The sequence below is a fragment of the Nonomuraea sp. NPDC049607 genome (assembly GCF_040675375.1).
In the GTDB taxonomy this organism is placed as follows: domain Bacteria; phylum Actinomycetota; class Actinomycetes; order Streptosporangiales; family Streptosporangiaceae; genus Nonomuraea.
In genome coordinates this window covers 57,787-84,716 of record NZ_JBFAOV010000002.1, presented here as the reverse complement: position 1 = coordinate 84,716, position 26,930 = coordinate 57,787, and the positions used below count along the sequence as shown (strand labels likewise).

Sequence of the window (26,930 nt, the reverse complement as noted above, 5' to 3'; positions counted from 1 at the left end):
AAGGAGCCGACATGGCGACAGTCGTCGCATCCGCGGCGCGTGAGACGTCGATGCGCAACCCCTGGCCCACGGTGGTCTCACTGGCGTTCGCGGCCTCCATAGCCGCCCTCCAGAACACCGCGGTGGTCCCGTTGCTTCCCGTGCTGCAGCGCGAGCTGCACGCCTCACTCTCGGCCGTGAGCTGGACGCTCACCATCAGCCTGCTGGTCGCCGCGGTCTCCACGCCGCTGCTGTCGCGCTTCGGCGACATGTACGGCCGGCGCCGGATGATCCTCGGCGCCCTGGCCCTGCTGGTGGTGGGTTCGGTCATGGCGGCGCTGGCCACGTCGCTGGCCTGGCTGATCGTCGCCCGCATCCTCCAGGGAGCGGTGTCCGCGCTGGTCCCGCTGTCGATCGGAGTGGTCCGCGACCTGCTTCCCCGGCAGCAGCTCGCGACCGGCATCGGCGTGCTGAGCGCGACGATGGGGTTCGGCAGCGGTGGCGGCATGATCCTGGCCGGGCTGGCCGCCGGCGACTACCACCTGGTGTTCTGGATCACCGGCGGGATCTCCCTGGTGGCCCTCGTGATCCTGGCCTTCCTCGTGCGTGACGTGGCGCCGGCCGGCAAGGGCCGTCCGGATCTCGCCGGGGCCGCGCTGCTGACCGCCTGGCTGGTCGCGCTGCTGCTGGCGATCAGCGAGGGCGGCTCGTGGGGCTGGACGTCGCCCGGCGTGCTCGGCCTGTTCGCCGCGGCCGCCGCGCTGGCCGTGGTGTGGGTGCTGGTCGAGCGCAGGGTGGCCGAGCCGCTGGTCGAGATGTCGATGCTGGTGCACAGGGGCACGATCGGCGCGACGGTCTCCTCGATGCTGCTCGGGTTCTCGTTCTTCACGCTGCTGACCGGCATGTCGCAGTTCGCCCAGGTGCCGAAGGCGACCGGCTACGGCTTCGGCGCCTCCACCCTGCAGGTCGGCTTCTTCCTGCTGCCGAGTACCCTGTTCATGCTGGTCATCTCGCTGTTCGCGGGGCGGCTCATGCGCCGGTTCGCCGCCTCGTACATGGTGGCGGCGGGCGCGGGGGTGACCGGGCTCTCGGGGGCGTGGCTGGCGTTCGAGCACGGCAGCCCGGCCACCCTGTACGTGGCCTCCTCCCTCATGGGCGTCGGCCTCGGCGTCGGCTACGCCGCGCTGGGCACGATGGCCGTCGAGCATGTCGAGCCGTCCAGGACCGCGCTGGCCGCGGGCGTGAACGCGCTGGTGCGCATCGTCGGCGGCAGTGTGGCGGGCGCGGCCATCGCCGCGACCCTGGCCGCGCGGCCCGGCGTCCTGGGCTTCCAGTGGGTGTTCGGCACCGCCGCGGTGGCCGGGCTGGTCGCGGCGGCCTTCGCCACGGTCTACGGGAAGCTGAACAGCCGGGCCGTCACAGCGCCTTCAGCCCACTGATCACTTCCAGCAGCACCTTGGCGTCCGGCGCGGGCGGCGGCAGCTCGACCTGGACGAGCTGCCGCGCGTGCAGGTCGCCGACCAGCACCCTGACCACGCCGATGGGCAGGTTCAGCTCGGCGGCCACGTCCACCAGCCGGGTGGGCTTGGTGCACTTCTGCATGATGATCAGGTGCTCGGGCCCGAGCCCCACCGGAGGCGTCAGCCCGCCGGCGGTGACGATGACCGCGATGAGGTCGATGGCCTCGCTCGCGGGCACCGTACGGCCCCTGGTCAGCAGGTAGGCCGGGACGATCGGACCGGCGTCCTCGTCCAGCCAGCGCTCGTCACTCACTTGGCACCACCCGCATCACAGGACGGGCGGGCTCCTTCACGTCGGCCTCCGGTTCCGGATCGGCCACGTGCTCAGCCGGGATCAACACGATCGCGGTGGTCCCTCCATATGGTGAACCGCGTAGCGTCACGCGGATGTCATGCCTGGCGGCCAGGCGGGAGACGACGAAAAGCCCCAGCTTGTCGCTGTCGGCCAGGTCGAACTCGGGTGGGCTGGCCAGCCGCTCGTTGAGTTCGGCCAGCTCCTGGGTGCTCAGTCCCAGCCCGCGGTCCTCGACCTCGAAGGCGAAGCCGCGGGCCGTCTCCTCGCCGCGCACGATGACCTGCGTGTGCGGGGGCGAGTAGACGGTCGCGTTCTCGATCAGCTCGGCGACCAGGTGGATCACGTCGCCGACCACCGGTCCGGCCAGGCGCTGTCCGGACATCGGCTCGACGGTGACCCTGCGGTAGTCCTCCACCTCGGCCGTGGCGCCGCGGGCCACGTCGAGCAGCGGCACGGGCTTGCTCCAGCCGCGGCCCGGGGTGGCGCCCGACAGGATGATCAGACCCTCGGCGTGGCGGCGCATGCGGGTGGTCAGGTGGTCGAGGCGGAACAGGTCGTCCAGGGCCTCGGGGTCGGTGGCGCGGTGCTGCATGTCCTCCAGCTGGATGCGCTGGCGGTGCAGCAGGGCCTGGGAACGCCTGGCGAGGTTGCGGAAAACGTGCCCGACGCCCTCGCTGAGCTGCGCCTGGCCGATCGCGGCCTCGACGGCGGTCTGCTGGACGGTGGAGAAGGCCTGGCCGACGTCGCCGATCTCGACCGTGCTGGTCGCCACCGACAACTCCGGCATCTCCACGCGCTCGCCCTTGCGCAGCTTGGCCACCACGTGCGGCAGCCGCTCCTGGGCGACCTCCAGCGCGGCGAGCCTGAGCGCGCCCAGCTCCTTCGACAGCCGGTTGCCCATCCGCAGCGAGAACACGATCGACACGATGACCAGCAGGAAACACGTGCCGGCCAGGATGAACGCCCGCGACAACACCTGGTCGGCCACCGGGTCGGCGCGCGAGTTGAGCAGCGTGCTGGCCCGCATGAGCGACTCCGCGTACGTCTTGGAGATCGACTCGGTCGTGCTCAGCCAGCCGCGCGGCGGCGTGGCGCCGGCGATGATCCGGTCCTCCATCAGCCGCATGCGCTGGTAGGCGGGGGAGGTGACGAGGGAGACCTGGGTGTCGCGGAGGCTCGGGTCCAGCTCGCCGAGCCCCTGGTCGATCAGGAAGCGCCGGTTGCCGACGATCTGGGTGAACTGCCGGCGTTCGGACGGCGTGACGGGCCCGAGCGCGATGGCCTGCTCCCTGGTCAGCAGCTCCTTGGCGTAGCCCAGCTCGATGATCACACGGGACTGCTCGTAGATCGGGATGTCGTTGATGAGCGCGACGCGCCGGTGCAGGCCGTAGAGGGAGTCGACCACGGTGTTGTACGCCTCGCCGACGAGCAGACGGTCGGAATGGCCGTCGTCGATCTCACTGCGGATCGCGTCGATCCTGCCGAGCTGCGTGTACACCGCGTCCACCTGCGTACGGATCTCTTCCGATCGGTCCTTGGAGCTGCTGGAGAGCTTTCTGAACTCGTCCCTGGCGGCGTCGGTGCGGGTGCGCTGGTCGGCCACGTCCTTCGGGGAGGCGGCCCGGCGCAGCAGCTTGGCCGAGGAGAGACGCTCGTGCTGGAGCTCGCTGATCAACTTGTACGCCGGATGGCGGAGGTTCGTCCAGAGTGTCTTGTACTGACGCAGCTCCAGGCTCTCGCCGGCGGTGACGGCGGTGATGACGCCCCACAGCACGACCATGGAGGTCAGGGGCACGAGTAGTAGTCCGATGATCTTCATGCGGATCGTCCGGCTACGACCCATGGCACCTCACTCCGGTCGGTCCCCTGCTGGCAACCCCGGACGGGACAAGCCCAGAGGATAGCAATTCGATCACCCAATTGCCCAATTTTTCTGGACTTTTGGACATGTGTCCGTGATCTTGCAGTAGGTTTCCCCCAAATCGGTTACAGAGGAGAGATGCGTTGCGCCGTCGTCTCGTAGCGGCCGCCGCGCTGGCACTCCTGTCGGCCTGCTCGGCCCCGGCGGAGATCCCCCGGCCCCCCGCCGCGGAGTCCGTCTTCGTGTACGCGCAGAACCTGGACGTCATCTCCGACTGGGACCCGGCGACCTCCGACTCCAACGAGCTCATCGCCTTCCAGAACGTCTACGAGACCCTGACCCTCTGGAACCCCTTCACCAAGAAGTCGGCCCCCCGCCTGGCCACCTCCTGGCGCTCGACCCCCGACGGCCGCACCTGGACGTTCACGCTGCGCCAGGGCGCGACCTTCCACACCGGCAGGCCGGTGGACGCGGCGGCGGTCAAGGCGTCGATCGAGCGCACGATGAAGGCCCGCGCGGGCGCGTCCTACATCTGGGACGCCGTCTCCTCTATCAGGGCCGTGGACGCGAGCACGGTCACCTTCGCCCTGAAGTACGCCGTGCCGCTGGACCTGGTGGCCTCCTCCGGGTACGCGGCCTACATCTACGACACGCGGGCGGCGCCCGACCTGCGCTCATGGCTCGGCGCGGGCCGGGACGCGGGGTCGGGGCCGTACACGGTGGCGGCCTGGCGTCCGGGCCAGGAGGACGAGCTGACGCTGAAGGCGTACCCCAAATACTGGGGCGGATGGGACAAGCCGCACTACAGCGCGGTCAAGTACCGCGTCGTGCCCGACCCCGACCGCGCGTGGCGGATGCTGGCGCGCGGCGAGGTGAGCTTCGTGGACCGGCTCAGCCCCCGGCTGTTCGCCAGGGCCGCGGTCACGCCGGGGGTGCGCACCAGCGAGCGGGACTCGTACCAGACGGCCATGCTGCTGTTCAACACCGCGGCCGGGCCCATGAAGGACGTGCGGGTGCGCCGCGCGGTGCAGAAGGCCGTCGACTACCGCGGCCTGGTCAGGGCGCTCAGGGGAGCGGTCGCGCCGGCCAGCGGCATCGTCCCCGAGGGGCTGACCGGCCACGTCGCGGGCCGCGAGCCCCTGCAGGACCTGGCGGGCGCCGCGCGGCTGCTGGGCCGCGCCGGGTACGGGCCCGCCGGCCGGCCGCTGCGGCTGCGGCTGACCTACGCCCAGGGCGACCACGACCAGCGGCTGCTGGCCACCAGCCTGGCGGCGGAGCTGAAGCCGCTCAACGTCACGCTCGACGCCCGCGCCCTGTCCTGGAACGCCCAGTGGCAGCAGGGCAGGAAACGTGAGCAGGACATCTTCCTCATGTACTGGTGGCCCGAGTACGCCGACGGCTACTCATGGTTCGGCAACGTCTTCCGCAGCGCCGACCCGCCCGTGTTCAACCTCGCCTACCTGCGCGACAGGACCCTGGACGAGCTGCTCGAAGGGCTGCCCGAGCTGAGCGTGACCGACAAGGAGGCGGCGCGGGCGGCCTACGAGCAGGCAACCGGACGCGTGCTCGACGTGCGGGCCGCCGCGGCGCTGCCCTGGGTGGTGCGGTACCAGCGGGCCTACCTGGGCGGTGTGCAGGGCTACGACGACAACCCGGCCTACCCCGACGTGGTGTTCGCCTACGAGCTGCGCCCCTCCGGCTGAACCGCCTCCGCCGAGGACGCCTCGACGCGCTCGCGCAGCCGCGTCCTGATCTCCTCGGGCGTGTACGCCCGCCGCCGTCGCTCGGCGCGCGCGATCACCACCCCTGTCGCCGCGACTCCCGCGATTCCCGCCAGACCGAGCATCTTCCACCAGCGCATGTGCCTAGGCTAGCGATGTGCTGACTCTCGACGAGGCCGTCAAGGTGACCAGGACCGGCGATCTGTGGATCTTCCGCGGGAGGTCCGTGCCCGACCGGGCCATCCAGACCATGACCAACAGCCCGGTCAACCACGTGGGCATGGCGATCGTGATCGAGGACCTGCCGCCCATGATGTGGCACGCCGAGCTGGGCAAGTCGCTGCTCGACCTGTGGGACGGCACCCACCACCGCGGCGTCCAGCTGCACGACCTGCGCGACGCGGTCACCGTCTGGGCCGACCGCTACGGGCAGCGTCCGTGGCTGCGCCAGCTCGAACCGCAGGCCACCCCCGAGATGGAGGACGCGGCGCTGCGCACGGTCGCCCGGCTCGACGGCACCCCGTTCCCGTCCACGGCCCGGCTGGCCGCCCGCTGGGCCAGGGGCCGGGTCCCGCGCCGCGCCAGGAACGACCGCACGCTGGAGAGCGCGTACTGCGCGGAGGTCGTGGCCGTCACCTACGAGGCGATGGGCCTGCTGCCCGGCGGACGCCGTCCCAACTGGTACGACCCCGGCAGGTTCTGGAGCGGCGACGACCTGGAGCTGCTGACCGGCCGCCGCCTCGGCCACGAGATCACCGTGGGAGTGGCGCGTACGCGGGCCTGACCACGGCCAGCGGGACCGTCACCGCGATCAGCGCGGCCACCAGCACGAACCCCAGCCGGTAGCCGGTGTGCCCGAGCACCAGCCCGAACCCCGTCGCGCCCACGCCCATCCCGGCGTCGTAGGCCAGGTTCCACAGGGCGCTGACCCGGGCCGCCGGGCCGCGCCGGAGCATCAGTGTCAGCGTCGCGTTCTGCAGCACCCCGAAGCCCGCGCCGAACAGCGCCATCCCGGCCACGACCGGTACCGGCGCGTCCGTCCACGCCTGGAGCGCGGTGCCCGTGGCGGCGGCGAGCAGGCCCGGCACGAGCAGCGTGGCCGGGCCGTGGCGGTCGCCGAACCGGCCCGCCCACCAGCGGGCCGCCGGCGTGGCCAGCGACTGGGCGAGCAGGGCCGCCGAGGCCAGTCCGGGCGAGCCCGCCAGCGGCAGGAACGTCACCAGCACGCCGACGGCGAACGTGACCGAGGCGAAGACCAGCATCGGCGCGGCCAGCCCGCCCGTCCGCCCGCCCTGACCGGCGGTGACCGGCCGGGCGGCGGGCAGGCCGGTCACGGCCGCGAGCCCGGCCAGCGGCAGCAGCCCGCCGACCACCAGGACGGGCGCGAACCCGAGCGCGTCGGCCGCCCACAGGCCCAGCGGCAGACCGGCGACCGAGGGCACCCCGACGGCCAGGCCGTACAGGCCCAGCCCTTCGCCGCGGCGCTCGGCGGGCACCAGGTCGGCGGTGAGCGCGGTGCCGGCGACCACGAGCACGCCGAGGCCCGCGCCGCGCAGCAGCGACACGGCCAGCACCACGGGCAGGTCCGCCGACAGCGGGAGCAGCAGGGCGGGCAGGCCGAGCAGGAGCAGGCCGAGCGCCAGCGCCACCCGGTAGCCGTGCCGGGACAGCAGCCAGGGCACGGCCAGCTCGGCGAGGACCGTGGACGCCATCATCGCGCCGGTGGCCAGGCCCGCGCCGGTCGCGCCGGAGCCGCCGGTCGCGGCATAGAGGGGGACGGCGGAGAACAACAGGAAGAAGCCGAGCATCCCGGACACCGAGGCGGCCATCATCAGACCTAACGAACGCGTCATCACGCCTTCGACGATGACAAATCCCGCCTTGGACGGGATCGGGCATGATGCATAGCCGCCTCTTCATAATGAGGAGGTGTTCGTGGGACGTGAGGCCGAGCTGACCCGGCTGGCCGCCGCGTGGGCCCGTACCCCCGGTGCGGTGCTGGTCGTGGGCGAGGCGGGGATCGGCAAGTCCAGGCTGGTCGAGCGGTTCGCCGGTGGAGTGGACGCGCTGGTGGCCGAGGGCGGGGCCGATCCGGGCGGGCCGGCGTACGCGCCGTTCGTGCCCGTGCTGCGCCGCCTGGTCAGGGAGTACGGCGCCGGGCTCGTGCCGGGCGGCGGGCGCAAGGGGCTGGCGTGCCTGCTGCCCGAGCTGGGGGAGCTGGACGACACGCCCGACCTGGGCCGGGCCCGGCTGTTCGAGGAGGTGCTGCTGCTGGTCGAGCGGGCCGCCGAGCGCCGTCCCCTGCTGATCCTGCTGGAGGATCTGCACTGGGCCGACCAGGCCGCCCGCGACCTGCTGGCGTACCTGCTGCGCAACCTGACGCGGCCCGGCGTGATGGTCGTCGTGACCTCGCGTGAGCCGCTGCGGCTGCCCGGCGCCGAGGTGGTCAGGGTGCCACCGCTCGGCCGGGACGAGGTGGCCCGCCTGCTCGGCCGCGACGACGTGGACACGATCGTGGCGCGCAGCGAGGGCAACCCGCTGTTCGCCGAGGCGCTGGCCGAGGCGGGCGACACGACCCCGGCCTCGCTGCGCGAGCTGCTGCTCGCCGGGGCCGAGAAGCTGCCGGGCCCCGGCCTCGACGTGCTGCGGATCGCCGCCGTGGCCGGGCGCAGGACGCCCCACGAGGTGCTGCGCCGGGTCGCCGGGCTCGACGACCTGGCGCTCGACGAGGCGCTGCGGCCGGTCGTACGGGCGCGGCTGCTGCTCGTGGACGGCGACGACTACGTCTTCCGGCACGCGCTCATCCGCGAGGCCGTCTACGACGACCTGCTCCCCGGCGAACGCCGCCGCCTGCACGCCCGCTGCGCCCCCGCCCAGCCCGAGCTGGCCGCCGACCACTGGCACGCCGCCGGGGACGGCCCGCGCGCCTTCGAGGCGGCCTGGCGGGCCCGCAGATGGGACCTGGTGCTGAAGCTGTGGGCGTACGCGGACGGCCAGGACCACGCCGAAGTGCTGGAGAACGCCGCCAGGGACGCCCTGCGCGACGGCGACGCCCACCGCGCCGAGGACCTGGCCACCAGGGCGCTCGCCGAGGTCGTCGACCCGCTGCGCGCGGCCCACCTGCTGGAGCTGCGCGTCGCCGTCCGCGACCTGCACGGCGAGGAGGGCCTGGACGACCTGCGCGAGGCCGTACGCCTGGCCCCTCGCGAGTCCAGGCTGCTCGGCGCCCTGGCGTGCACGCTGGCCTGGCACGGCCGGGACGGAGAGGCCCGCGTCCGCGCCGAGGAGGCGTACGAGCTGGGCGACACCAGGTCCCTGACCACCCTGGCCGCGCTCGCGGCGCTCGACGGCGACCTCGGTACCGCCTCCGCCCTGTACGCCCGCGCCCGGGTCGGCGCGCCCGACGACGATACGCTGCTCGTGTCGTACGCCGGCGAGGCCGACGCGCTGGAGGCCGCCGGCGAGCACGCCAGGGCCGAGGCGGTCGCGCGGCGCGGCATCGCCGAGGCCGCCCGCCTGGGCCTGGCCCGCTCGCGCGGCGCCCATCTGGCAGCGAACCTGGCCGAACCGCTCGCCTCGCTGGGCCGCTGGCGGGAGGCCCGCGAGGTGGCCGCTCCCGCGCTCGCGCTCGACCCGCCGCCGATCCACCGCGCCTGGATCCTGCTGGTGCTCGGCACGGTCGCGGTGCGGGAGGGCTCGGCGTCCGCGGCCGACGCGCTGCTCGCGCAGGCCAGGCCGCTCATGCGCGGGCGGTCGCGCGGCTACGACTCCTGCCTGGAGCCCGACCTGCTCGAACTCCGCCTCGCCGAGGCCGGGGGAGACCTGGACCGGGCGCGGCGGCTGGTCGACCACGTGCTGTCGGAGCACGACCTCACCCGCAGCCGCCGCTACGCCTGGCCGCTGCTGGCCCTCGCGGCCCGCATCGGACGGGTGCGCGCCGCGCCGCCCGGCCTGTCCACCGTCGGGCGGGTGCAGGAGGCGTACCGGGCCACGTTCGAGGCCGAGCTCGGCGGCTCGTGGGCGGACGCGGTGGCCGCCTGGCGGGCCGTCGCGCAGCCGTACGGGCTGGGGCAGGCGCTGGTCAGGGCGGCCGAGCAGGACCCGGCGCGGGCCCGCGAGCCGCTGCGCGAGGCCCTGGCCATCGCCGCCGCGCTCGGCGCGGAGCCCCTGCGCCGGCAGGCGGAGGCGGCGGCGGCCACCACGCGGGTGGCCCTGTCCGCGACGCCGGGATTGTCGGCCCGCGAGCTGGAGGTGCTCGGCCTGGTCGCCGAGGGCCTGAGCAACAGGCAGATCGCCGAGCGGCTGTTCATCTCGGCCAGGACGTCCGGCGTGCACGTGTCGAACATCATGGCCAAGCTAGGCGCCGCCTCCCGCGTCGAGGCCGCCGCGCTGGCCCGCCGGACCGGCCTGATATGAACTCGGCATGACCACCGTGAACGTCGCCCTCGTCGGCGTGGGCAACTGCGTGTCGTCCCTGGTGCAGGGCGTCGAGTACTACCGCGACGGCGAGGCCCCCGGCCTGCTCAACCCCGTGTGCGCCGGATACGCCGCCTCCGACGTGCGCTTCACCGCCGCCTTCGACGTCGGCCGCGCCAAGCTCGGCCTGGACCTGTCGCAGGCGATCTGGGCGCCGCCGAACAACTCGCGCCGCTTCGCCGACGTGCCCCACCTGGACGTGCCGGTGCGCGAGGGCGTCCTGGCCGACGGCGTGGGCGAGGGCTCGGCCGAGCTGGTCGAGCCGACCGGCGGCGCCACGGTCGCCGACGTGGCCGCCCACCTGCGCGAGACCGGCTCCCAGGTCGTGGTGAACTTCCTGCCCACCGGCGCCCAGCGCGCCACCGAGCTGTACGCCGAGGCCGCGATCGAGGCCGGCTGCGCGTTCGTCAACTGCATGCCCGCCGTGCTCGCCCGCTCCGAGCAGTGGCGCGACCGCTTCGCCGCGGCCGGGCTGCCGCTGCTCGGCGACGACCTCAAGAGCTCCTTCGGCGCCACGCTCGTGCACCGCGCGCTGGTCGACGCCCTGACCGCGAGCGGGGTGCGCCTGCACGACGGCTACCAGCTCCTGGCCGGGGGCAACATGGACTTCGTCAACCTCCAGGACCCGGCCAGGATGGCGGGCAAGCGGGCCACCAAGGCGACCGGCGCCGGCACCTCCACCCACGTCGGCGCCCAGTACCTGCCCTTCCTCGACGACCGCAAGATCGCGTTCATCCGGCTGGAGGGTGAGGGGTTCGGCGGCTCCCCGCTGGAGGTGGAGCTGCGCATGGTGGTGGAGGACTCGCCGAGCGCCGCCGGGAACGTCCTCGACGCCGTGCGCCAGGCCAAGGCCGCCCTCGACGCGGGCGAAGGCGGCTTCCTGCGCGAGATCTCGGCCCCTCTCATGAAGGCGGTCTGACACTTTCGCCGAAGGCGGCCGGCCACCGGGCGCCGGACACCGGGCGCCGGGTTCGGCCGTGGCAGGCTGGGGGGATGCGCCTTGCGACCTGGAACGTGAACTCGGTCAAGGCACGGCTGCCGCGCCTGCTCGACTGGCTGGCCGCGACCGAGCCCGACATCGTCTGCCTGCAGGAGACCAAGTGTCCCGCGGAGTCGTTCCCCGTGGCGGAGGTGGGCGAGCTCGGCTACGCCGCCGCCGCCCACGGCGACGGCCGGTGGAACGGCGTCGCGGTGCTGTCGCGGGTGGGGCTGGAGGAGGTGACGCGGAGCTTCCCCGGCGAACCCGGCTTCGCCGAGCTCGACGGGGTGGGCGCCGCCCGTCCCGAGGCCCGCGCGATCGGCGCGACCTGCGGCGGCCTGCGGGTCTGGTCCCTGTACGCGCCGAACGGCCGCGCGCTCGACTCGCCGCACTACGCGTACAAGCTGGAGTGGTTCGCCGCGCTGCGGGACGCGCTGGCCGAGGAGCTGGGCTCGCCGCTGGTGGCCTGCGGTGACTACAACGTGGCGCCGACCGACGCCGACGTCTGGGACCCCGCGCTGTTCGTCGGCTCCACGCACGTCACCCCCGCCGAGCGCCGCGCGCTCGCCGAATTGCTCGACCTCGGGCTGCGCGACGTGGTGCCGACGCCGATGAAGGGGCCGCACCCGTACACGTACTGGGACTACCGGGCCGGGATGTTCCACCAGAACAAGGGCATGCGGATCGACCTGGTGTACGCCAGCGCCGACGTCGCCGAACGGGTGCGGTCGGCGTACGTCGACCGCGAGGCGCGCAAGGGGAAAGGCCCCTCGGATCACGCGCCCATCGTGGTGGATCTCGACGCGATAATTTAATCAACAAACAGCAGCAAGACGAGTATCGTGAGTGACCAAATGTGCGGGGGCACACCTTCTTCACGCTGAAAAAGGGGGCCGTGTCGTGGAACCTGCCGATGGTCGGGTCATCCTGTTCGTCCTCATCGGGCTGGCCCTGTTCGCGCTGGGACGCCGCTTCCAGAACATGATCATGCTCAGGCAGGCCTGGAAGCAAACGCAGAGGCAGGTGACGGTGCGACGGGAGACCGCGCATAACGCGGTGAAGGGTCTCGTCGCCGTCACCGCGGTCGCCGCATTCGTCATCTGGCTCGCGATCAATCTCAATCGGATAATGAGCTGACCGCCATTCAGCCGATTACCGCGATTATCCGGAACGGCGGCGGTGGCGCAGGCCCCAAGCGGTGACCACGGCCAGCCCCGCCGCCGCCAGTCCGACCGCGCGGGTGAGCCGGGCGGCGCGCCTGATGTCCTTGACGTCCGGCTTGGGGCCGTCACCCATCGTGGGACGGTGTTCCGTCCGCCCGCCGTACACGTTCGTGCCGCCGAGGGTGACGCCCAGCGCGCCGGCGAAGGCGGCCTCGCACCTGCCCGCGTTCGGGCTGGGGTGGCGGTGGCCGTCCCGCCGCAGCACCCGCAGCGCCTGGACGGGGTCGGCCGCCAGCGCCGCCGTCAGCAGGCCCGTCACGCGTGCCGGTACGTAGTTGGCCACGTCGTCGAGCCTGGCCGCGGCCCAGCCGAACCGTTCGTAGCGGGGGGAGTGGTGGCCGATCATGGCGTCCAGCGTGTTGACCGCCCGGTAGGCCAGCAGCCCCGGGACGCCGGCCACCGCGCCCCAGAACAGCGGGGCCACCACGGCGTCGGAGGTGTTCTCGGCCAGCGACTCCACCGTCGCCCTGGCCAGCTCGGACGCCTCCAGCCGCGACGGGTCGCGCCCGCACAGGTGGGGCAGCCGGTCCCGGGCCCGCTGGAGATCGTCCGCCTCCAGGGCCTCGGCCATGTGCACGCCTTCGCGGGCGAGGGTCATGCCGCCGAGCACGGCCCACGTGGCCAACGCCGTCACCGCCGTACGGACGGCCCGGTCGCCGCTGCGCTGAGCCAGCACGCCCAGGGCGGTCACGCCTCCGACGCAGATCCCGACATGGACCACCCCACGCCACCTCGTGTCGCCGTACGACGACTCCTCCAGCTTCGCCGCCGCCCGTCCGAACAGGGCGACCGGGTGGGCTGAGCTGCGCGGATCACCGAGAACCTGATCGAGTGCGACACCGAGTGCGAGACCTAGCGGGTCATACCAAATGGGCATGAAGCTCATCTTCGTGCACATCCAGCCAGGCTGCCGCCCGGCGGATGCGTTGCCCCGCGCCGCCGGCCCACATCTTGGCCCAGTTGCCGCCGGCCGTGGCACGGGTGCGCATGACGTCGTAGGAGCGGTGGAAGCGGAGCCTGGACAGTTCGAGCAGCCGTCGTCGTTCGCGGGGCGGCAGGCCGTACGCGTCGCAGAACAGGCGGATCCTGGCCCCCACGTCGACGTTGCGCTGGAGCGGGGGACGGTCGACCGGGTCGGCGATCGGGGCCCAGTGGCGCAGGGTGGTCACGATGTCGAACAGGCGGGTGGTGGGCCGGGCCAGGTCGAAGTCGATCAGCGCGACGGGGGCCGCGGTGGTGTCGCCGTCCTGATGGAAGACCACGTTGTCGGGCGTCAGGTCGCAGTGGCCGATGATCTCCGGCGCGCGGTCGTCGTTCGAGCCGCCTTCCCATCGTCCGGCGTCGAGCGGGAAGCCCGCGGTCGCGTCGTGGAACTCCCTTACCAGCATCGCCAGCTCGACCAGGAACCCGTCGGTCGAACTCGCCAGGCACAACCCACTCCGCCCCGGGACGTAGGTGAGCATCTCGCGGCCTAAACCGTCCGTCCCCAGGACCCGCGGCGCACCCCCGAACCCGGCTGCCTCAAGGTGTCTGAGCAGGGCGTGCACGGCGGGCGTGGCCGGACAGACCGGCCTGCGCACCGTGTCACCGACGCGCACCACCCCGTCTGTCACGTCCCCGCCCTGCAGGGGAATCTCATGCAGGAGCGTCGCGACCATGCCACAACAGCTTAGCCCCATTTGCCCCACCGCCGCCTGCCCTTTCACCCACCCCACCGGCCCCTTCCTTGCCTCCCTCCCTCGTTTCCACCTCCTTTTCCTCCCTCGCCTCCGAATCGGCCTGGCCCGGCGATGCCCGCCCCTGCAAGCTCGCCACCTCCATGCCGTCCCCACCCCTGACGCCACAACCACGAGGGCCATCCACGCCGAACCGGCACCTCAACAGGGGGGCACGTTCGTGACGAACAGCCCCGGCGACAGCGGGAGCCGTCCGAGACGAACCGGCCCTCCCGACCACGGGGGCATCCGAGACGAACCGGCCCTTTGACCTCGACCGGTATTTGGCACCCCAACCCCGACCGGCCCCTTGACCTCGACCGGCAGCTCCAACCCCGACCGGCCCCTTGACCTCGACCGGCAGCTCCAACCCCGACCGGCACCCGGCACCCCAACCGCGATCGGCACCTTGGCCCCGACCGGCGCCCCGACCGCGGGAGGCATGCGTGACGCACGGCCACCGCGCCCCGCTTGCCCCTGCCCAGCCCTGCCCCTCGGCGCGTGGCCTGGAACGCAGGCCGAGTGTCGCACCACCCCCCGCCCCCACCCACCCCCTAGCCTGAGGAACCGTGCCCATCCTGCTCTCCTTGGCGGCCTTCCTCATGACGCTGCTGGGCGGGCTGGTCGCCGACCGCGTCAAGAACAACCGCCACCTCGTACTCGGCGCCGCCGCAGGCGTGATGCTGGGCGTCGTGGCCTTCGACCTCCTCCCGGAAGCCCTCACCCGGGACGCCGTCGAAGTCCTCGGCGTGCCGCTCCCGATGCTCATGTTCGCCCTGGCGTTCCTCGGCATCCACATCGTCGAACGCTCCATGGGCATGCACGACGCCCACGAAGGCGACTACGCCGCCCACCGCCACGCCCGAGCCGGCGTAGGCGTCACAGCGGGATCCGCCCTGGTCATCCACAGCCTCCTGGACGGCGCCGCCATCGGCGCCTCCTACCAGACGGACGCTTCCCTCGCCGTGGCCGTCGCCATTGGCGTCATCGCCCACGACTTCACCGACGGCTTCAACACGTACACGATCACCTCTCTGTACGGAAACGCCCGCCGCCGCGCCTTCACCCTCCTGGCCCTGGACGCCCTCGCCCCCGTGATCGGCGCCACCCTGACCTTCCTCATCACCATCCCGGCCCACATCCTGACCGCCTACCTGGGCCTTTTCTCCGGTTTCCTCCTCTACTTGGCCATCTCCGACATCCTCCCCGAGGCCCACACAACGAGACGCGCCACCGGCTGGACCCTGGCCGCCACGGTCTCCGGAACCCTCTTCATGTGGCTGGTGATCGCCCTGTCTGCCTGACACGACCAAAACGTGTGCGTGACAAGTCGCCGGATCATGCACAATAAGGCAGGAGCGCCCTTAGCTCAGCTGGATAGAGCACCGGACTTCTAATCCGACGGTCGCAGGTTCGAATCCTGCAGGGCGCGCTTTGATCATGTCCTGACCTGTGGTTATGTGGGATCGGACGCGTTCTAGAATTTTCGTCTAGCGGTTGCGTGCTCCGTGCGTGCTCGGTTGCACCAACCCTGCACACGCCATGATCATCCGCCCTCCCGGCCCGGCTCGGCAAGAGCAGCGGCCCCGCCTCGCCGCGAGCGGGCGGCGAACGCGGGGCCGGACGGTTAATCCGACTGTCAGCTCCTCAACGAGACCACTCTCCCGCTCTCGCCCTGCTCTTCCTTGCCGAACAGCAGGGCCGCGGTCTTCTCGGCCGCCGCGGTGGCCACCTGCGGGTAGACGGAAGTGTAGGTGTCGGCGGTGAACGCGCTGGAGGTATGGCCCAGCGTTTCCTGCACCACCTTCATCTCCACCCCGGCCGCCAGCATCAGCGAGGCCGCGCCATGCCGAAGGTCGTGCAGCCGGATGGGTGGCAGGCCGGCCAGGTAGGCCAGCCACAGGAACTGGTCGGAGACGTGCTGGGGATGCAGGCGGTTGCCGTCGGGCTGGGTGAACACGAACCCGGAGTCGACCCATGCCTCGCCCATGGCCAGGCGTTCCTGGAGTTGCTGCTGCCGGTGGGCGCGCAGCACTTGGGCGGTGTCGCTGTCCAGGGCGATGGTACGGACGGAGGCGTCGGTCTTCGGGGTGCCCTCATGGACCTGCCAGGCCAGCTGCACCAGCTGCCAGTTCACCGTCAGGCTGTGACCGTTGAGATCGACCTCCTTCCACCGCAGCCCGCACGCCTCGCCCCGGCGTAGCCCGCGCAGCGCGACCAGCTGATACAAGCCGAACAGCCGGTGCTGTCGTGCTTCTTCGAGGAACAGCCGGGTCTGGGCGGGTGTCCAGACCATGACCGGGGAGGGGCGCGGCACGCTGGTGTAGGCGTCGATGGGATCGACGCGCCGTCCGCCCCGGCGCTGCTTCTCCGCCTGCCGGTAGGTGCGGAAGTCCTGCTGCCAGGCGTGGACCCGGTCCTCGGTCCACACCAACGGCTTGGGCCGGACGTGGGCGGGCATCTCCAGCACGGCGGCGGGGTTGAAGTCGATCAGCCGGTCCTGGCACATGGCCATGTTGAGCGCGTGGCGGAGGGTGGCGCGGATGCGGTGCATGGTGGCGATGCTGATCGGCCGCCGGAATTTGACGCTCTCACGCACTTGCGGGTCGGCGCTGGTGCGGCGTTCGGTGATGGTGTCGTTGAACTCCTCGATCTGCTCGAACATCAACGCGATGTCGCTGACCTTGAGCTGATCCAACCGCAGCCGCCCCAGATAGGGCGTTAGGTAGAGGCGGATGTGGCCTTCGTAGGAGCGGCGGGTGGTCTCCTCGATCCTCCGCTTACGGTGGAGGAACTCGGTCAGCCACTGCTCGACGATGATCTCTTGGTTCAGGTGCTGCCCGGTCTTGATCTTGCGGCGGACCGCATCGAGGGTCGGGAGGGTGTGGGTCTCGGCCAGCGTGCGTTTGATCAGGTCGGCGATCTGGGTGCGGGTGGCGGGCTCGCGGGGATCGGCCAGCGCCAGCAGGTCACGCACCTGACCGAGCTCGGCTTCGGCGGCGTCTTGTGAGGCGAAGCCGCCGCGGCGCAGCGGCCCGCGCCGCTTGCCGTCGGCGGTGGGCGGGAGTTCGATCTGGTAGTTCCAGATGCCGTGCCGGTAGCTCCACCCACCGCCGGGCCGGCGCAGCTTGGGGCATTTCTGCCCGAGTGCCTTGCCATCATTGTCGCGGCAGGAGCAGCGCTTGAACGTACGTCCCTCAGCCATCGTGTGTCGTGTCTCCTTCTCTTCGGGTGCTGCTGGATCGAGCCGACGGTCGTGGCGAGCTGGATTCGATGGGCGGTGTTCGCACGGTGCCGCTGCCTGACCGCAGTCCGGATCCAGGCGGGTGTCCCTAGCGAGCTCTGGCCCCCGGGTGGCCCGGTAGGCCACGGTCGGCGCTGGCTGGATGGGCTGCGGCAAACCCGGTCATGGCCGTGTGGCGTAGCCGGGGGTTGCTGGTGCCATCCGGCCCGGCACGATGCGGCGGGGATGATCACGCGAGCACGCCCGTGATGATCGCACCATCGCGTTCAGGACCGTGTCGGACAGGGCGTATCGACGCCCACCTGGGTGGCAATGGTCAAGCCGAATCCGACGGTCACCGCCAGGTCGCGACGCTGCCAGCCTCCGCTTTGCCGCGCGGCCATCGAGCTGCGCATCACCTCTCGCATGCACCCCAGAGCAGAGCCTGCTCCGGGGTGCATGCGCGCTCGTCCGCATAGGGAGATAAGGCGGCCGTGTACCGAGTGCCGGCATGGGATGGCCGATCGGCCGGTGCTGATGAGTGTTATCGGGCACCAGCCGGGCGCCGCCGGAGTGCTGAACGGCGTGGACGAGGGCGGCTTCGTTACATGGCGGGGTGACGTGGTTCGGTTGTGTTGCCCTGCGGTGAGGCGGTGTCATGCTGGTGCGCCCGATCAGCCGGGCCACCTGATCCCTGTCACCTCTCCAAATACCTGTGGTCGGCTCCGAACTCGGACAGCAGGCGAAGCAAAAGTCCGGCCATGATTACCGGACAAGGCGTACGTATCAGGGGGCGCTCATGCGCCCTTGATTAGTGGCAAGGCGCCGGCCGGGTGGCCAACGGTCTTGTTGGCATGCCGGGGTGCCTAGGGCAACACGCGGGCAGGCTGGCGCCTGCGGACTAAGGGTCAAGAGCTGCCACGGACAGCGAGGTGGCGTCCGCCGTATGGCGGATGTGCAGCTCGACAGTGGCCAGACATTCAGCTGTTCGGGGGATGCAACGTCCGTTCCACGTCGTGCACGGCCAGCCAGGTCGTGGATCTCGGAGCCCCTGCGGCTCATGGCAGCTGACCGCAGCGATACGGGGACCGCGCAGGACGGAGAGCTTGGCGGCGGCGCGGCGTGGGTTGGGCCGTGGCGGCGACACGGAGGTGGCTCATGGAGCATCGCGTTCGGTGAGGCTATGCCTGGGCCGTGGCGGCAGTGCTTGATGTGAGGAGCTTGAGCCATGGTCGCCAGTCCAGGTGGTCGCTCGCAATCTGCAGGTGCGGCCAACGAGGCGCAGACACGATCGTTCTGTCATTTGAATGTAGTCGGCTCCGCGGCGGGCTTACAGCTCTTGTAGCGGCGCAGGCGGTTGAGTTGGTCTGCCGGCTCGATCTCCTCAAGGGGGCTGTGCGCCACATTCAGTCGTTGCGTTCCGGGTATGCATGATAACTCTTCGTGACATCATGAGCTGCGTGCTCGCAGAAAGGGGAACGATGTCACGGTGGGCGAGGGTAGTGCTAGGAGTGTTGGTGGGCGGGGTGTTGGTGACGGGGCCGGTGTGGGCGTCCGCACGCCCGTGGACCGACGGGTATGGGCGGCTTGGGACCGTTGAGATCAGTGCCGACCGAAAGCGCGTGATGCTGTGTGATGCGCTCGACGACGAGGACAAGGTGGCCGTGGAGTACAAGACCACGATCGGCCGGACGATCCTGCTGCAGGCAGGGCCCAAGTCGGGATGTGTCGACGACTCGGTGTTCTTCGGCTCCATCAAGCGGGCCCAGTTCTGCCACGGCCCGGACGTCGATCCCGATGGCGGCACATGGCGCTGGTGCAACCCGGCACGCAACATCTAGGAACTCCCAGGACGACCGCAAGTGACCGAAGGAGCGGGTGTGCTGACCGGAGTTGCTTCCCGTGGCTTACCACAGCAGGCGCGTCAACGCAGGCCGGCCCTCGCCGCCCTCGCTGTGCTGCTCGTGCTTGGTGGCGCCCTGGCCACGACCCTCCTGGTGATGCGCGCCGACGAACGCATCTCCGTCATCCGTGTCACCAAGAAGATCGGTGCCGGCCAGCGCTTCGACCGCGGAGCGCTGCAGGAGGCACGCATCGCCGATGGAGGAGTCACCTACTGGTCGTGGGCCCAGCGCAACCAGGTGGCCGCCACCGTCGCCACCGTCACCGTGCTGCCCGGCACGCTCCTCACCCAGACGATGGCCGCGGCGAACGGGACCGGAGCGATCAGCGGGAACTCCGTCAGGATGGGACTGGCGCTCAAGCCTGGCCAAGCGCCCTACGACCTGCAGCGCGGTGAACGGGTCCAGCTGATCCACGTCCCCGCGCGCAGGACCGACTCCGAACCGCCCACGCTTCTCGCGGAGGAGGCTGTGGTGGAGAGCGTGAGCTACACGTCCGGATCGGCCACTCAGGCAACGGTCGTCGTGGACAGTGCCGTGGCGCCTGTGGTCGCCGCCCACGCCCTCAACGGGGAGATCTCCATCGCTGTCGTGCGCACACAACCTTGACATCGCGCTGAACGCGCAGGATCAATCCAAGAATTGATGGCAGGCCATGTTGCGCAGACGAAAGTCTCGTTCGTGGGAGGGGAACAACTCGTCGCACTTCATCCCGATCAATGATGGGATTCCAGCGTGCTCTGAGCTGCGGGATGAGGCTGGGCGGGGACGGCTCGGCGCTCGTTTTGCTCGATGGCTCGACTGTGGCGCGTGACGGTCAATCGCGGGTCCGTCCGGCGTTTGCGGGTGGACGGCCGGGAGGCGGTCACGCGCCACATCGACGTGTGCTCGATTCCTGGGGGCGACGACGGCCTTGGCGTTGCCGGTGATGCCATCTCGTTTTCCGGTCGTTTCGTTTGGAGTACCGGTGGTGCCCCTGGATGAGGTGGCCGACTTCCTCTTGTGGTGGGGAGATGTGACGATCCCCGTGTTGTTGGCGCCTTGCGCAATCTCCGTGGCTGCTTGAGGTGAGGAGGCCTGCTGACTCCCCGGCGTGGCTGTCCCGGCTCCGCTGACGGCCATGGCGATGGCTGCCGCGGTAGTGGCCCCGCCTGCGAGCAACAGAGCCATGGCGCGCATTCGCCCGCGTCGTCGCTCACTCATTCCGGGCATAACCTGCTCCCGATTCTCCTGATCGCTAAGATGTCGCAGCCTAATTGTGGGACGGTGCCCGTCCGACAGGCTTTGATCTTCCCTGAAAGATTCGTGGCACTGAGATTTGAGGAGGCGGCCTGCATCTACGTGCCATCCGCGCGACGCAGCAGCTTGTCGCTTGGCCCATGAAGATGCTGATCAATGCAGGGACCCACTAGATCTACGCGAAGGAGGAGACGTGATGCGATCCGCTCGCGCAGCCTCGGTGCAAGCGAACCGGGCTGTTACCCAGCGGCTATAGCTAACCGTGGTTATCATGTGACTCTCTGTTTACCGTATGGCTGCAAGGGGCAGTCAGAGCACAGGGAGGCTTCGCGTGGGATTGTTCGCTGCCAGGTTCTTTGCCCTCGCCGCAGTAGGGATGTTGGTGACGGCTGCCCTTCCCGCTGCACCGGTACGTGCTGCGACTGGAGCGCTGATCATCAACGGTGAGGTGTACTACAAACCTCATGGCTGTTACCCCATCCGAGATCTGCCGGCGTACGTTCTCAACGAGACCAACGGGGTCGCCTTTATCCATGAGGGCCCAAGCTGTGACGTCGACATCAACGCCGTACTACTCTCCGGTCGGCTGGAAATCGCCAGAACGGGCAAGAGTGTCTTCATCGGCTGACCCGATTCTTGGCGGGCGGGGAATACGCCTTATGTGATCGTATCTGCCGTGTCCGCAAGTGGCTCTTGGGTCAAGCTTTGGCGATTGGAATCGTGTTTCCCGGATCAATTCCGCTGAAGGGGCTGGTAAATCTGAAGTGACGTGATCGGCTCCTGTGGAGGTGCCTGCTGATTCGGGATGATCCTCACGCAAGGGGAAAATGGCTGGGGTTCTGGCTGGCGAGCCGTTCCCTCGCCCTGGCCGCAGCTGCGCTCGGCGCAGTCTTGGGCGGACCATCCTTGGCGCATGCACTGGGCACGGATTACTGCCCGCCAGTATCTGAGGAAGCGTACAAAATGTTCGACATCGAAAAGTGGTGCGCTTCCGTCAACGATGAGTTTGAAAGCGGTCACTACCCGGACTTGTTGGGGCTTTTGAAGGAGGCGCGGCGTCAGCCGGCCTCCGTAGCACCTCCAGAACGCGACATAGCAGAAAGGCCACGGGCCAGGCCGCAACCATCACCCAGCAGAACGGTAACCCCGGACGCTCCACATCCGATCAGAACGCAGCGACCAGCAGCCGAGCCGGCACTGAACGCTCGCGGTCATCATCCGGCCGACGTAGAGGTGTCGCCTGGGCGGGTCGTGCGACCACATCCGATGAGTTCCCTGAACGCCCAGAAGGCACGACACAAGCACTCGCACGCGCCCCGTGGGCGCCGGCATGCTCATCCAAGGCCCAAGCCTTCTGCTTCCGGCGTGCTGGCTCCTGCTCCGGCCAGTACGCGTGTTGCACCCATGCCCGCCCTGCCTTCCCGATCTGCTCAAGGCAGCGAGTCAGTGAATACCGCCTCGACCGACTCCTGGCCGGTCTTGGGCGGGGCTGCCGCATTCGCCTTGTTGGTGATGCTGCTGACCGGGCTTCTAGTCCATTGGGCCCGAAGGAGGGGCAGGCCGAACGTCCCGCTGATCGCGGTACCTGGAGTAGACATACGGCGCGAGGAGGGCCTCGTCCCTGGGCGCGAACTCATTACTGCAACTGTCGGTGCCGCCACGGTCAGTACGGGTACTCAGGAAGAGGCCAGTGCACAGGAACTGCCCTCCCGGCGCGAAACGGCGGCGGCAGCCTCGCCGATTTCGGAGCCCGCATCGGGGGCAATAGGACCTCCGACAGTCGCGGGCACGGCAGCCCTGGCACAGGTGTACGTACTTGGACCGGCGCGCGTGATGGTGGCTGGACGGGAGGTGTCATTCGGCCGTGCGGAAGGCCGCGCGTTGTTCGCCCTACTCGCGACGATCAAGGATGGCGCATCGTCGGAGTCGGTGGTCGAGCGGTTGTGGCCAGGGGATGAAGAGCGAGGTGCCCGCCGCCTGGACACAGCGGTGCGCGATATCAATGCGACGATGCGGCAGGCGACGGGACTTGCAGCCCATGTGAAGTTCGTGGTGAAGACAGGACAGAGGCGCCGGCTGCCTGCGGCGTACTTCGACGTGGACTGGTGGCAGTTCGAGGAGGCGTGCGTTCAAGCCAATTCCGCGTCCGGCGAGCACGCTCGCCGGGAGGCGTTGCGACGGATGCTGGACCTGTACCAGGGGCCCCTCCTGGCGGATCGTGATGACGCCTGGTGCCTTTCTCCACGCCAGGCTGCTGCGACACAGGCAGTTCGGGGAGCTCTGCGACTGGTCGACCTCGAGCGACCGGAGAACCCGGACCGTGCGCTGGATGTGCTGACGTTGGTGGTTGACCGCATCGATCCCTACAACGAGGTGTTGTGGCGCCAGATCCTCATGATTCAAGGGGATCTCGGTCGATTGTCCGCCTTCGAGGTGACTTTCCAACAGCTGACGGAACGGCTGGCGGAAATCGACGCGCGGCCGAGTGCACAAGCCCGGCAGATCTACCAGCGCTTCATCGGGTGATTGGCGGCTCCCAGCCTCGGTGCCCGAGAATCTGTCGGTCACGCATGGGGTATGCGGCCAAAGCCTCGCCCGTGAGCAGATGGGCGGGGTGAGTGCCGTAGATGCGGGCCAGTAGGCGCAGGGTGGTAACGGATGGGCGTCGGCCTCCCTGGGGCCAGTTCTCATAGTCATACAGGCGGGTACTCGCGCAGTCCGGCGCCGTTGATGCCTGAGAGACGGTGGAAGTCGTCGACCGTTTGCACTGCGGTGAGCCCGACGGTGTACCGGTAGAGGCGCAGTGGGGTGGCACGGTGGTCCAGGCCGAGGATGACGGCGATCTGGTCAGTGGTGAAGCTGTGCTGGCGTAGATATCGGCTGAGGCGGCGGCAATCGAGCAGTGTCTGATGTCCGGTGCCGGACATGGGCTCAGGTCTCTTCGTGGTTCAGCGCTGGATGCGCGCGGGGCCCGTTGCCGGGTTCCGGCGGACGGTAGGCGGGTTCTGATGAGGAGTTCCAGTCTCCGCATGGGGTGATCGCCGGGGCGTTCGCATGGTTTCGGTGACGTGGCGGCGGGTGCTACCGCAGGTCGTCGAAGCCTGGAGTCGACGGCCTGATCACGGTGGTGGGGGGCGGACTTGACACCTGGAGTGCAGGTGGGCGTAGATACCGGTCCGACGGTCCGTCCGTAGGCGCGGTGTGGTGGGGCTGGGCGGACGGGCTGGGGTGGGTTTGCCTCGTGTAGGGGACGAGGCAAACCAACGCCGGCGTCTTTGGTTCAGACCGGTTCAGGCCGTCAGCTGGTACGCGAATGGGGGCAGATTTCCGCACTGGAAATTGGGGTAGCGTTCGCCTGCGCGATTAAGACCGCTAGGCCTTGGAGAATTCATTCTTGCAGGTCAAGCCGTTTTCGGCTGCGGCGGTGGACGGCCCGACTCGTCTAAGACGACTCCTGGGAATATGTGTGCATGCGCCTCGTGGCGGGCCATGCTGCTCGCGCCCTGCTCTGCCGCTTCTGGTGTATCTCTCCATCACTTCTCTTTATCAGCAACTTGTAGTCGGCCTCGCCGAAGGCCGGCCGCTGCGGTGACCTCGCCGTGAGCGGCGAGCAGCGCCTGAGGGGCCACCCGGGGTCCGGTCGTCCGCCTCGACTCGGTACGGCGGTACTGCCATGGACTGACGGCCGTGAATGTGTACGGGCCCATGTGCCGCCCGTGGGGCACGTACTCGGGCCGTTGGGTTGTCCTCTGCTGAGGGTATGCGGTGGCGGGGTGTCGGCGTTTTTCAGACGTACCCGTGGTGTCTGTAGGGGGGATGGCGATGTGAGCGGCGATCGGCTTGGCAGCATCAGTGGGTGTCGGAGGTGGCGGCGTCGGCGGGTAGCAGTGGGAATGATCCCTTTTCGTTTCCTGACGTGTTGACGCGCGTTTGCTGGCGACGTTTTCCACCTAGTTCCATTGACGCTCGATACTGCGTCGATGTCAACCGAATGCGCACACGGCTCGCAGATTATTTCGAGCCCAATTTGGACAACAGGATGCTGTTTGCCGCTGTCCGGTGAAATGCGTGAAGAGTCGGGCGGGTCATTGGTGTCAAGTCGATCCGGCCGCCTTCTCGGAAGTTGTCTCGGCAGGTCAGCCATTGTTTCATTGGGTTAGCCTCTCCAGCCGTTGGGGTGACGGAATTTATTGGCCGGTCGACTTGCTGCCTGGGTGATGTGCGAGGGATGGTCGTGATGCAAACAAAACACCGGCCGCACCGGGCCGGGAATGCGACCGGAAAGGGCATCGCGCAATGGCTATTCACATCCCGGAAACGACTGTTACCGAATATGTTTCCGATGACACGGAAACCGCCATCACTGCCCACGCCGACGCTGCGCCCCTGACGGCTCCTGAACGGGCCGACGCTGACGCCCCGAACGCCGTCCCCGCGCCGGATACCGATGTGCGCGTAGCGGCGGTGTGGGCGGCGCTGAGCGCCGAGCCGGGCGGGTCGGCCACGATGATCGGGGCGGCGGCCGGTCTGAGCCGGATGGCGGCGGGCAAGATCCTCAACGAGTTCGAGGCCGATGGTCGCGCCCGCCGTGAGCCGGGCGTGAGCGACGGCACCACGCGCGGCCGGGCGGCGGACCGGTGGTTTCCGATCACCACCGACACCGAGCTGACCGGCACCGCCGACACGTCCGCCCCGGCCCCGGCCCCGGAGACGCCGGATGTCACGCCTGAGGCAGCCCCCGCCCTGGATGCGGACACTCCGGACGCTGACACGGTGCCCGCATCCGAGGAGGAGGCGCTCCCGGCCGCCATCGATTCGAATGATGCCGCCCCGGCGGAAGGCCCGGCCGATGGCGAGGAGAACCTGATCGCCGACGGCGCAGCCGATCAGGGGTCCGACGGGACGAACGGCGAACTCGACTCGATCCCCGACATGGACGCATCCCAGCCAGTGTCCGAGCCGGGGGTGGACGATCCGATGTGGGCACTCGTGAAAGCTGAGCTCACCGAGATCGGAAGCCTCCTCGGCGGGGTGATTCTGGCGAATGATGAGGGTAACGCCGTGATGGCGTTGGGGTGTCTGGAAATGGCGATGACGAAGGTCGCCTCGGTGCACCGTAACGCGCGGGCAGTGCTGACGGGCACCGCCGTCGCGCCGACCCGCGCGGTGTCGGCCGCCCGGCCGGGTAGCGCCAGTGGCGCGGGTACGGCCAACGGGGTGCGGCCGGGGGCATTGCGGGATCGGGTGCACGCCCACCTGATCGAGTTCCCGGACAAGGACTTCACCCCCTACGAGATCGGAAGGGTTCTGAACGCCTCCTCCGGCGCGGTAGCCAACGCCCTGGACCGCCTCGTGAACCTCGGGGATGCGGTGCTGACATGTGAACGGCCCCGACGGTTCGCCCTCGCCCCCACGGCCCGGCCCGCCGTCAACACCGACGAGGGGGTCGACACCTACGGCGACTGAGCCGGGCGTGAGGGCGGGCCGACCCCACCGGCCCGCCCGCCCCGGTCCCATGGCCCCGACCCAGGGCTCTCCGAGCCCACCACAACGCCGCCGCATGTGCGGCACAACCCCGGCCTGTGCCGGGCGGTAACACCGCCTGGCCCCCCTGATCACCGGCGCACCAGCCCTCAGTACGGCGGAACCCCACCCCACCCATGGCCCATTCGGTCATCACTTCTGTTTCGCATGCTCAAAGAGAGGAGCTGTCATGGCTCACGAGATCGAGATCTTCGCCAACGGTTCGGCCGGGTTCGCCGCCGCCGGGAAACCCGGCTGGCACGGGCTCGGCTACACCGCACCAGGCCCGATGACCGCCGAGGAACTCCTGTCCAACGCCCAGCTGGCCGGGTGGAACGTGCGTAAGGTGCCGGTCGGTCAGGTCACCGATCCGGTCACCGGCCAGCCGGTCGTCACCGATGAGGACTTCCTCGTAGTGCGTACCAACCCGGTCACCAGTCAACCCGAGCGTCTCGGCCGTGTCGGCAGGGACTATCAGGTCCTGCAGAACGAGGACGTGACCGGCTTCCTGCAGACGCTGGTGGACGAGTCCGGGGCGATCTTCGACACGGGCGGCTCGCTGAACGGCGGACGCCGGGTGTTCGTCACCATGCGCCTGCCCGAGCCCCTCATGGTCGGCGGATTCGATCAGATCGACCTGTACCTCGCCGCGTTCTCCCGGCATGACGGATGGGGTTCGTTCGTCACGGTCGCCACCCCGGTTCGGGTGGTGTGCGCGAACACCGAACGAGCCGCGCTCGCCAACCACGCCTCGAAGTTCACTGTCCGGCACACCGGCAACGTTGCCGGGCGCATCTCCGAGGCGCGCGACGCGCTGAAACTGACCTGGAAGCACGGGGAAGCCTTCGCGGCCGAGGCCGAGAAGTTGCTCGCGGTCCCGATGGGTGTGAAGGAGTTCCGTCAGTTCGCCAACCGGCTCCACCCGCTTCCCGCGGACGCAAAGGACCTGGCCAAGCGCAATCACGATCTAACGATGCGGGAGCTCGAGTACCTGTTCGCGCAGGCCCCGACTCAGGAACCGATCCGGAACACGCGATGGGCCGCGTACAACGCGGTGACCGAGCGGCTGGACCACAGGAGCCCGGTATTCGGCAACCGCGACGTGGCGGCGGTGCGGGCCGAGCGGGCCCTGCTGGATGACCACGACAACGCCAAGATCAAGGCGCGTGCCTTCCGGCTCCTGGTTTCCGCGTAGCCCACAACGTCGCTGTCCGGTCCGGCTCCGACGCGAGCCGTACCGGACCCACACGGACTAACCCGACAACCGTCACAGAG

The 26,930-nt window shown here is 69.8% G+C and carries 22 protein-coding genes and 1 tRNA gene; 15 read left to right on the top strand and 8 right to left on the bottom strand.

Annotated elements, in window-relative coordinates; genetic code table 11:
* Window positions 1-11 precede the first annotated feature (11 nt).
* Window positions 12-1,418, top strand: coding sequence for an MFS transporter (locus AB0J97_RS04570; RefSeq protein WP_357699362.1), 1,407 nt, complete (start codon window positions 12-14; stop codon window positions 1,416-1,418).
* Here AB0J97_RS04570 and AB0J97_RS04565 read toward each other — a convergent pair.
* Both AB0J97_RS04565 and AB0J97_RS04560 read right to left on the bottom strand, forming a co-directional pair.
* On the bottom strand, window positions 1,396-1,752 hold the full coding sequence (locus AB0J97_RS04565) for a DUF742 domain-containing protein (RefSeq protein WP_352328721.1): 357 nt from the start codon (window positions 1,750-1,752) through the stop codon (window positions 1,396-1,398). The genes AB0J97_RS04570 and AB0J97_RS04565 overlap by 23 nt on opposite strands.
* The gene (locus tag AB0J97_RS04560) at window positions 1,745-3,637 is read right to left on the bottom strand and encodes a nitrate- and nitrite sensing domain-containing protein (RefSeq protein WP_364084442.1); all 1,893 of its coding nucleotides are present in this window, start codon (window positions 3,635-3,637) and stop codon (window positions 1,745-1,747) included. Before AB0J97_RS04560 ends, AB0J97_RS04565 begins: the two co-directional genes overlap by 8 nt.
* 161 nt (window positions 3,638-3,798) lie before the next feature.
* Here AB0J97_RS04560 and AB0J97_RS04555 point away from each other — a divergent pair, with 161 nt between their 5' ends.
* On the top strand, window positions 3,799-5,358 hold the full coding sequence (locus AB0J97_RS04555; RefSeq protein ID WP_364084439.1) for an ABC transporter substrate-binding protein: 1,560 nt from the start codon (window positions 3,799-3,801) through the stop codon (window positions 5,356-5,358).
* Here the strand turns inward: AB0J97_RS04555 and AB0J97_RS04550 are convergent.
* A complete protein-coding gene (locus AB0J97_RS04550) occupies window positions 5,334-5,516 on the bottom strand; it encodes a hypothetical protein (protein ID WP_357699477.1) in 183 nt (60 codons plus the stop codon). The two genes, AB0J97_RS04555 and AB0J97_RS04550, sit on opposite strands and share 25 nt — an antisense overlap.
* A 17-nt stretch (window positions 5,517-5,533) precedes the next feature.
* On the opposite strand from AB0J97_RS04550, the gene AB0J97_RS04545 reads away from it, so the two are divergent.
* Window positions 5,534-6,160, top strand: coding sequence for a hypothetical protein (locus tag AB0J97_RS04545; RefSeq protein WP_357699368.1), 627 nt, complete (start codon window positions 5,534-5,536; stop codon window positions 6,158-6,160).
* Here the strand turns inward: AB0J97_RS04545 and AB0J97_RS04540 are convergent.
* Window positions 6,129-7,229, bottom strand: a complete 1,101-nt coding sequence (locus AB0J97_RS04540; protein ID WP_364084434.1) for an MFS transporter — start codon at window positions 7,227-7,229, stop codon at window positions 6,129-6,131. The genes AB0J97_RS04545 and AB0J97_RS04540 overlap by 32 nt on opposite strands.
* Before the next feature lie 82 nt (window positions 7,230-7,311).
* Between AB0J97_RS04540 and AB0J97_RS04535 the strand changes: the two genes are divergently transcribed.
* The 4 genes from AB0J97_RS04535 (at window position 7,312) to AB0J97_RS04520 (ending at window position 11,968) form a co-directional block, all read left to right on the top strand.
* On the top strand, window positions 7,312-9,792 hold the full coding sequence (locus tag AB0J97_RS04535; RefSeq protein WP_364084430.1) for an AAA family ATPase: 2,481 nt from the start codon (window positions 7,312-7,314) through the stop codon (window positions 9,790-9,792).
* A gap of 7 nt (window positions 9,793-9,799) precedes the next feature.
* Window positions 9,800-10,771 carry an inositol-3-phosphate synthase gene (locus tag AB0J97_RS04530; RefSeq protein ID WP_364084427.1) on the top strand — a complete coding sequence of 324 codons (972 nt, stop codon included), beginning with the start codon at window positions 9,800-9,802 and terminating at the stop codon, window positions 10,769-10,771.
* A gap of 74 nt (window positions 10,772-10,845) precedes the next feature.
* Entirely contained in the window at window positions 10,846-11,646 is an 801-nt protein-coding gene (locus AB0J97_RS04525) for an exodeoxyribonuclease III (RefSeq protein ID WP_364084424.1), read from the top strand.
* 85 nt (window positions 11,647-11,731) lie between these two features.
* Entirely contained in the window at window positions 11,732-11,968 is a 237-nt protein-coding gene (locus AB0J97_RS04520; RefSeq protein ID WP_357699378.1) for a hypothetical protein, read from the top strand.
* Window positions 11,969-11,992: 24 nt separating this feature from the next.
* Here AB0J97_RS04520 and AB0J97_RS04515 read toward each other — a convergent pair whose 3' ends face one another.
* Together AB0J97_RS04515 and AB0J97_RS04510 are read right to left on the bottom strand one after the other, a co-directional pair.
* The gene (locus AB0J97_RS04515) at window positions 11,993-12,931 is read right to left on the bottom strand and encodes a cobalamin biosynthesis protein (RefSeq protein ID WP_364084421.1); all 939 of its coding nucleotides are present in this window, start codon (window positions 12,929-12,931) and stop codon (window positions 11,993-11,995) included.
* The gene (locus AB0J97_RS04510; protein WP_357699382.1) at window positions 12,915-13,712 is read right to left on the bottom strand and encodes an aminoglycoside phosphotransferase family protein; all 798 of its coding nucleotides are present in this window, start codon (window positions 13,710-13,712) and stop codon (window positions 12,915-12,917) included. Before AB0J97_RS04510 ends, AB0J97_RS04515 begins: the two co-directional genes overlap by 17 nt.
* Window positions 13,713-14,338: 626 nt before the next feature.
* Here AB0J97_RS04510 and AB0J97_RS04505 point away from each other — a divergent pair.
* Complete coding sequence (locus tag AB0J97_RS04505) at window positions 14,339-15,073, top strand: ZIP family metal transporter (RefSeq protein WP_357699384.1); 735 nt, start codon at window positions 14,339-14,341, stop codon at window positions 15,071-15,073.
* A gap of 54 nt (window positions 15,074-15,127) precedes the next feature.
* Window positions 15,128-15,201, top strand: a tRNA-Arg gene (locus tag AB0J97_RS04500).
* Window positions 15,202-15,408: 207 nt separating this feature from the next.
* Here the strand turns inward: AB0J97_RS04500 and AB0J97_RS04495 are convergent.
* Window positions 15,409-16,974 (bottom strand): tyrosine-type recombinase/integrase, encoded by a 1,566-nt coding sequence (locus AB0J97_RS04495; RefSeq protein ID WP_364084417.1) that lies wholly within the window; start codon window positions 16,972-16,974, stop codon window positions 15,409-15,411.
* A gap of 1,535 nt (window positions 16,975-18,509) precedes the next feature.
* On the opposite strand from AB0J97_RS04495, the gene AB0J97_RS04490 reads away from it, so the two are divergent.
* From AB0J97_RS04490 to AB0J97_RS04475, 4 genes are all read left to right on the top strand, one after another.
* Entirely contained in the window at window positions 18,510-18,833 is a 324-nt protein-coding gene (locus AB0J97_RS04490) for a hypothetical protein (protein ID WP_364084414.1), read from the top strand.
* A 39-nt stretch (window positions 18,834-18,872) separates the two neighbouring features.
* Window positions 18,873-19,502: a hypothetical protein gene (locus tag AB0J97_RS04485; RefSeq protein WP_364084411.1), complete on the top strand. Its 630-nt coding sequence runs from the start codon at window positions 18,873-18,875 to the stop codon at window positions 19,500-19,502.
* Window positions 19,503-20,463: 961 nt separating this feature from the next.
* Entirely contained in the window at window positions 20,464-20,760 is a 297-nt protein-coding gene (locus AB0J97_RS04480; protein ID WP_364084408.1) for a hypothetical protein, read from the top strand.
* 1,223 nt (window positions 20,761-21,983) lie between these two features.
* Window positions 21,984-22,658 (top strand): bacterial transcriptional activator domain-containing protein, encoded by a 675-nt coding sequence (locus AB0J97_RS04475; protein ID WP_364084405.1) that lies wholly within the window; start codon window positions 21,984-21,986, stop codon window positions 22,656-22,658.
* A 167-nt stretch (window positions 22,659-22,825) separates the two neighbouring features.
* On the opposite strand, the gene AB0J97_RS04470 is transcribed toward AB0J97_RS04475, so the two are convergent.
* Entirely contained in the window at window positions 22,826-23,059 is a 234-nt protein-coding gene (locus tag AB0J97_RS04470; RefSeq protein WP_364084402.1) for a hypothetical protein, read from the bottom strand.
* 1,369 nt (window positions 23,060-24,428) lie between these two features.
* Here AB0J97_RS04470 and AB0J97_RS04465 point away from each other — a divergent pair.
* Window positions 24,429-25,598 carry a hypothetical protein gene (locus AB0J97_RS04465; RefSeq protein ID WP_364084399.1) on the top strand — a complete coding sequence of 390 codons (1,170 nt, stop codon included), beginning with the start codon at window positions 24,429-24,431 and terminating at the stop codon, window positions 25,596-25,598.
* Between the two features lie 247 nt (window positions 25,599-25,845).
* The gene (locus tag AB0J97_RS04460; RefSeq protein ID WP_364084396.1) at window positions 25,846-26,850 is read left to right on the top strand and encodes a DUF932 domain-containing protein; all 1,005 of its coding nucleotides are present in this window, start codon (window positions 25,846-25,848) and stop codon (window positions 26,848-26,850) included.
* Window positions 26,851-26,930 lie beyond the last annotated feature (80 nt).